The organism is Clostridium sardiniense (assembly GCF_019753795.1).
In the GTDB taxonomy this organism is placed as follows: Bacteria; Bacillota; Clostridia; order Clostridiales; family Clostridiaceae; genus Clostridium; species Clostridium sardiniense.
This window is the reverse complement of record NZ_JAIKTU010000006.1, coordinates 236,924-243,461: the sequence shown is the minus strand read 5'-3', so window position 1 is coordinate 243,461 and position 6,538 is coordinate 236,924. Positions and strand designations below refer to the sequence as shown.

Genomic DNA, 6,538 nt, shown 5'->3' with positions numbered 1-6,538 from the left:
GCACCTTATAGGTGCAGTTTGTAAAAGTATGCGGTTGGCAAACCGTTTCAATGTGCGAGTAGCACAGCCAGTAACATGCCCTTATAGGGCTAGAGCAAACCACCCGTTTTACGGGTGGTCATGATTTTACGTTATTTTTAATATTTAACTTAGTATCTTGAGTTGGTAAAGTTTATAGTTTATATAAATAAGGCTAATAATTAGCGACTCAGTAAAAGTTTAGGAGGTAATAATTTATTCAAACATGAAAAAAATTATTACATCAAGTAAAAGTAGAAATGTAATATATATCAAAGTTTTGGAATAAAAGATCTTGAAATATTATAAAATTTTATATAATAATTGTTTAGAACAAAATTTTACGTTATAATATTAAAATGTGATTTAAAAGAAAGTCTAAAATTATTACTTAGGAGGAGTAAATGAAATACATTGTAAATGTACCAGATGAACTAAACGTTCGGGTAGAAGAAATAATAAATAATATAAATAATTTTTGCAGTAAAGTATTAGATGATGAATATTCAGAAATATGTGCTAAATTAATTGAAGTATTAGCTAATAATGAAGACAATAAACTATCAAGAGGGAAAAGTAATACATGGTCTGCTGGAATAGTACATTCAATTTTTTTTGTTAATGACACTCTTAATAAAAGAGGTCTAAGAATGGATGAGTTAGCAGATTTTTTTGAAGTTTCAGAAGGAACCATTGGAAGTAAGTCAAGAGAAATTAGAAAACTATTAAATATAGACAAGACATCTAAAGAGTGGAAAGTAAAAGATAATAAATCTAAATGTTCATCTTGTTGTGATAGTGAAGATAGTGTTATTGATTTATTTGATAAAGCATTAAATATAGATGACGTAGAAAAAGGAGCTATAGAACTTAGAAAATGTGCTGTAATGCTAAATGATAAGCTTGGAAAAGAATATTTTAATGAATATAAAGGGCAAATAGGAATATCTGCAGAAGGTGATTTCTATTTAACTATATTATCAACATTATCTAACTATGAATTTGCATTAGGACACTATGAAGAAAGTTTTAGAATAGAAAAAGAGCTACTAGAACTAGATGAATATGATTCAAGAAATGTAAGACATTCTATAGTTTTTAGAGCATTAATAAATAAAGATTATGAATTTGCTAATACAATTCTTCAAAAATACAATGAAGAGGATTGCATATTTTTTAAATATGCAAAAGTATTATATTACTATTATAAGAATGATAGAAAAAACGCGAGAAAATCTTTAAAAAAGGCATTAAAACATAATTCATATTTTATAGAATGCTTAGTTGGAAATATACCAACTATTGATGGGGAAATAAGTTCATATAAAAAAGGGAGCTTAGAAGAAGCAAGTCTTTGTATTGAATATAGCTTACCATTATGGACAAATCAAAAAATTGGATCATGGCTTATTAAAGCTATAAATAAGATAAAGTAAAAAGTAGGATTTAATCCTACTTTTTTTATATAAAAATATTTATGTCAATAGATTTTCAAAAAGATACATTTATATTTATAGTTTTTATTTCTTAATACCTATTCTAAGCATGTTCCTTATTACAAAATTGATCACAATTCTTTATAGAACTATTTTAAAATTATATATTTAGCTTAAACAAGAACATAGTAATTTATAGATTTATTCTATTTTTTACTTATGTTAATATTATTAATTTTAATAAAATTTGATATAAATTCATAGATATATAAGAAGAGTAATATGAATGGAGGGGTCTATTTTTGAATTTTCTTCTTTATTTAGATGAATTATTAATAAAAGGATTATCTTCCTTGATAGCAGAAGGCTTTATTGAGGTTTTAACTAAGAGAATAACATGCGATAGAACATTAAGTGGTAAATTACACAATGAGAGTAAAGAGACAAATTTTTGTGAAGATAGATATAGTAAAGATAAAAGAGAGGGATATAAAGGCTATACTAATTCAGATGCAAGTACATATACTTATGGATGTGATAATGATAGCACAATAGAAGAACGAGGATTTGTTAGGATAGAGGAAGAGGAAAAAAGAATTTTTACTATGTTTACTTTTCATAGAAACATAGTAACCAGCCTACAAGATAAAGGAGAACTAAAAACCTTAAGTGATGTATGCTCGGGTAATGTAAATGAAGGTGATTATGTACAAGTGAATGGAATGATATGCAGTGAGTCTTTAAGTGAATATGTAGATTCACTGAAGACTATTATAAATTGTTTTGGATGTGATAAGTTAAATGAACTCTCAGCAGATATTGACTGCTTAGATTTTAATATAATAGATAAATTCTTAAACGACGTTCAATCCAGATTACATCTAAATAATACAAGTGATCTAATATTAAGGTGCCAAAATAAGGAGATAGTATTAACAATAAATAATAATTATTTTTTAAATAATAATACTAATAAATTAGATAATATAGATTGTAATTGTAACATAATCGGAAAAATAGTTAAAAAATGTTGTAATAATGATAACATCCACTTTTTAAGAAAGACAGGTCAACAAGATTTTTATGAAGAGATGTTATATAAATGTATACCTGCATTTGACTGTCTATATAAGATAGGAATTACGCCCCCTAAATGTCCTAGAGTAAAAATTACAGACAATCCTTATCAAATCATTCCAATAAGCATATATGTTTGAAAAAGACACATATATAAATATGTGTCTTTTTATTTTAGAAATTAAATTTCAATTGAAACTTAAAATTTAATTTAGAGTCATTTAAATTTGCTTCTTTTATAGAAATACCATAATTTTTATATAGAGATATAAAAATATCGTTATTCGCCTCTTCCTTAGATATTATAGAGTTATCTTTTATATGATCAAATATATATGATTTAGGAATATTAATAAATCCTACTTTTCCATAATTATAATGAAGAACTGCACTATTATTTTCAGCTGAAATAGTAAAATTTATAACTGCTTGAAGGGGAATTCCTTTATAGTCAAAATTAATATATAATAGTAAGTGATCATTATTAATTACAGTCTGTAGACCTTTTAATTTATCAGATTGTATAGAATTATCTTTAATAAAAGTAATAATTAAATTAGTTATCTCATCTTCACTAAATGATGCTGATGATTCTAATTTAATACCTGATAAATTTAAATCTACATTCTTTGGAATAAATTTTCCAAGTAGATTTTTAGTATCAACTTGAACTTCAGAATTAATTGAAGTTACTTGAACTTTAGGTTCAAAGCTAACTTTATATGTAATAAAAAGTGATATAATAATTATTATTAGTATTGTTAGTATTTTTTTACTTAATTTATTCATAAGAACACCTCAAAATCTTATCATTAAAGATAAATTTAATGATTTAATATTAAATATAATTATATCAATGAAGGGATTAATATACAAATGAACAATAATATAGAGGCTTATTATTATATAGAAGGTGAAACTAATAATTTTATATTACAGTATATTATTAAAGATCCTAATAATAATAAAGTTTTAATAAAAATAAAGAAAAGATTAAAAGAAGAATCTTATAAAATAGCATACTATCACGGACTACACTATATTTGTAAAAACATACTTTCTCTTATTTCTTTAAACGAAATAGAAATAGATAGAAATATTATCTTTTTTACTGATAAAAAAGATGTAGTTAATAAAATAAATAAGAAAAGTTTTTCTTATGATGAAGAGTATGAATATATACAGTTCTTTTTAGATAAGTTTTATAATTATAAATGTATAGAAATAAAGAATGTAAGAAAAATAATAAGCAAAGAAAAAAGACCTCCAATGGCATTATATATTAGATGCAAAAAAGCTGGAAAGGAATATAGAAAGCTTATAAAAAGAAATAGTACATTATTAAAATTAAATAAGTATCTTATTAAAACAAAAGAACTTATATTTTTTGATTTTGAAATGAATTGCGTTGTGAATTTTAATGATGTAGAAATAATAAGTATAGGAGCTGTAAAAACAACATTAAATGGTGAAATAATTTCTAAATTTTATAGATGTATAAAGCCTAAAAAAATACATAAATTAACAGATAAATGTATAGAAATAACTTCTTTAAAACAAGAAGAAATAGATAAAGCTAAAAGTTTTGAGAATGTTTTTAAGGAATTTGAATTATGGTGTGGAAATAATGATAAACTGTTCTTATATTGGGGTGGAAATGATATTTCAGTTTTAAAAAATGATAATAATAGAACAAAAGAGAACATTGAAATTGTTAATTATATTCTTAATTATAATATTGACTATCAAGAAGTATTATGTAAGGATATATTAAAGTTAGATGATTCATTATCTTTAAAAAATGCAGTTTTAAGATATGGTAGTTTATTTGAAGGATCACAACATAATGCATTAGATGATAGTTATAATTTAAGCAAATTATATTTTCAAGAAAGAAAGAGTAGATAATAAATTTATTATCTACTCTTTTATAATGGGAAAAAACATCCTACGATTATTCCTAATAGTATTCCTCCTAGAACTTCAAATGGAGTATGGCCTAATAACTCTTTTAATTTTGTATGATCAAATTTGAATTTATTATCTGTTGATAATATTAAATTTAATAGTTTAGCATGTTCACCGGCAGCTCTTCTAATACCCATTGCATCATACATTACAATTGATGCAAATACAAATGAAAGAGCAAAGATAGGAGATTCAAATCCACTTGTTCTACCTATTCCTACAGTTAGTGAAACTATAAAAGCTGAATGCGAGCTTGGCATTCCTCCTGTTTCAAATAATCTATTAAAATCTATTTTTTTTGTTACTATGTATCCAAAAGGTATTTTTAAAAATTGAGCTAAAAATAAAGCTATTAAACTTAAAATAATTAATTTGTTTTCTACTATCATATATATCACTCCATATTTTACAACTATTTTTATTATACCTTTTAATTTAAAAAATAATAGGCTAATAAAAGAAAATTTTAATTTAAGTATATGAACAAATATTAAAAAAAGTCAAGTTAATAAGAGTTGATTCCAATAATATGATAAAATTAAAAAAAGGGGGATGACATAAAGATGATCAATATTGCCATTTGTGATGATGACTATAATTTTTTAAATATATTCGAAAAACAAGTATATAATATATTTAAAAAATTTCAAGTTGATATAAATATTGAAAAGTATTCAGATAGCTTAAGTTTTATGCAAACATATAAAAAAAATTTTTATAACATAATATTTTTAGATATATGCATGCCTAATATAAATGGTTTACAAGTTGCTGAAAGAATAAAAAATATAGATAATACTGCTGAACTTGTTTTTGTAACATCATTTGATAAATGTGTATATAGAAGCTTTAAATTTAGACCATTTAGATTCGTTAGAAAAAATAGAATAAATGATGAAATTGAAGAAGTAATAGAAGATTTTTTAGATTATTATAAAAAAGAAAATAGTATAATTTCATTTAAAATAAAAGATGGTTTCTTAAATTTAAATAAAGATGAAGTATTATATTTTGATATTGAAAATAGAAAGATAAGGATACATACAAAGAATGAAATATATTATTCAAATAATATAAAATTTAATAAATTTGTAGAAGTATTAGAAGAAGATGGATTCATAGAAGTTCATAGAGGATATTTAGTAAATAAGAAGTATATTAAAGAATATAGAAAGAATATTATTACATTATATAATAATGAAACTATTCCAGTAAGTAGATATAAAGTAAGTCAAGTTGAAAAAATATTTAATAATGTACTTTGATGATTTTAAAATTGAATTAATATTAAATAAAAATATTATAAGTACTTAATAATATAAAAAAGTTTTATTAATGAGCCTATATTTATAGGCTCATTTTTTAGTAAATATAATTATATTATAAAAGTTTAAGAATATAAAAATTAGTTTTTAATTAAAGTTGTATTAAACATGTTGATTTACTTATTAACATGTTTTACTATAAGTGTATTATAAATAAAAGGGGGAAGTCTATTGCCAAAAATTATAAAGAATCTAGATGAAAAAATATTTAATGTTGCTTGGCAATTATTTACTGATAGCGGTTATGATAATGTTGATATTAAAGCTATAGCAAAGGAATGTGATGTTGCAGTAGGTACACTATATAATTATTATGGAAATAAACGTGATTTATTCTTAAAAGTCTTAGAAAAAAGCTGGAATAATACTTTTGATAAATTAAAAAGAGAGTTAATTAAAGAAGAAATAAATGAGCTTAAGACAATAAAGTTTATTAATGTCTTATATGCTGATATCAAGGAAAGAAAAGGATTAGGAACTGAAATATTAAATCAAAATAAGATAATAAAAGAAACTATACTTATTCGTTTATATGAGTTTGTAAATGAGCTAGACTTACAAGATTTTAAAAGAACAACTAAAAAAGAAGTTATTAATTTAATTAAGTTGCTTTTATATAATATAGTTTTTTTAATTAATGTAAGAGAAGATAATGATGAAGCTAATATTGAGTTTTTAATTTCCATATTGAAAATATTTTAATTTTACTTGAAT

Annotated in this window: 7 protein-coding genes; 5 read left to right on the top strand and 2 right to left on the bottom strand. The window is 22.8% G+C overall.

Features of this window, described 5'->3' with window-relative positions:
* Positions 1–422: 422 nt before the first annotated feature.
* Both K5V21_RS09410 and K5V21_RS09405 read left to right on the top strand, forming a co-directional pair.
* Positions 423–1,454, top strand: a complete 1,032-nt coding sequence (locus K5V21_RS09410) for a DUF6398 domain-containing protein (RefSeq protein WP_221861046.1) — start codon at positions 423–425, stop codon at positions 1,452–1,454.
* A 302-nt stretch (positions 1,455–1,756) separates the two neighbouring features.
* Positions 1,757–2,671 (top strand): hypothetical protein, encoded by a 915-nt coding sequence (locus tag K5V21_RS09405; protein WP_221861045.1) that lies wholly within the window; start codon positions 1,757–1,759, stop codon positions 2,669–2,671.
* 34 nt (positions 2,672–2,705) lie between these two features.
* Here the strand turns inward: K5V21_RS09405 and K5V21_RS09400 are convergent, their stop codons facing one another.
* On the bottom strand, positions 2,706–3,320 hold the full coding sequence (locus K5V21_RS09400) for a hypothetical protein (protein WP_221861044.1): 615 nt from the start codon (positions 3,318–3,320) through the stop codon (positions 2,706–2,708).
* 87 nt (positions 3,321–3,407) lie between these two features.
* Between K5V21_RS09400 and K5V21_RS09395 the strand changes: the two genes are divergently transcribed.
* Positions 3,408–4,439: a 3'-5' exonuclease gene (locus tag K5V21_RS09395; protein ID WP_221861043.1), complete on the top strand. Its 1,032-nt coding sequence runs from the start codon at positions 3,408–3,410 to the stop codon at positions 4,437–4,439.
* 20 nt (positions 4,440–4,459) lie between these two features.
* Here K5V21_RS09395 and K5V21_RS09390 read toward each other — a convergent pair whose 3' ends face one another.
* Positions 4,460–4,888, bottom strand: a complete 429-nt coding sequence (locus K5V21_RS09390; RefSeq protein WP_204596288.1) for a divergent PAP2 family protein — start codon at positions 4,886–4,888, stop codon at positions 4,460–4,462.
* Between the two features lie 174 nt (positions 4,889–5,062).
* Between K5V21_RS09390 and K5V21_RS09385 the strand changes: the two genes are divergently transcribed.
* Positions 5,063–5,764, top strand: a complete 702-nt coding sequence (locus K5V21_RS09385) for a LytR/AlgR family response regulator transcription factor (protein WP_221861042.1) — start codon at positions 5,063–5,065, stop codon at positions 5,762–5,764.
* A gap of 231 nt (positions 5,765–5,995) precedes the next feature.
* Complete coding sequence (locus tag K5V21_RS09380) at positions 5,996–6,526, top strand: TetR/AcrR family transcriptional regulator (protein WP_204596290.1); 531 nt, start codon at positions 5,996–5,998, stop codon at positions 6,524–6,526.
* Positions 6,527–6,538 lie beyond the last annotated feature (12 nt).

Excerpts from the sequence above, each read along its gene's own strand:
- K5V21_RS09390 (WP_204596288.1), bottom strand. The coding sequence starts at position 4,888 with ATGATAGTAGAAAACAAATTAATTATTTTAAGTTTAATAGCTTTATTT.
- K5V21_RS09400 (WP_221861044.1), bottom strand. The coding sequence starts at position 3,320 with ATGAATAAATTAAGTAAAAAAATACTAACAATACTAATAATAATTATT.
- K5V21_RS09395 (WP_221861043.1), top strand. The coding sequence starts at position 3,408 with ATGAACAATAATATAGAGGCTTATTATTATATAGAAGGTGAAACTAAT.
- K5V21_RS09410 (WP_221861046.1), top strand. The coding sequence starts at position 423 with ATGAAATACATTGTAAATGTACCAGATGAACTAAACGTTCGGGTAGAA.
- K5V21_RS09385 (WP_221861042.1), top strand. The coding sequence starts at position 5,063 with ATGATCAATATTGCCATTTGTGATGATGACTATAATTTTTTAAATATA.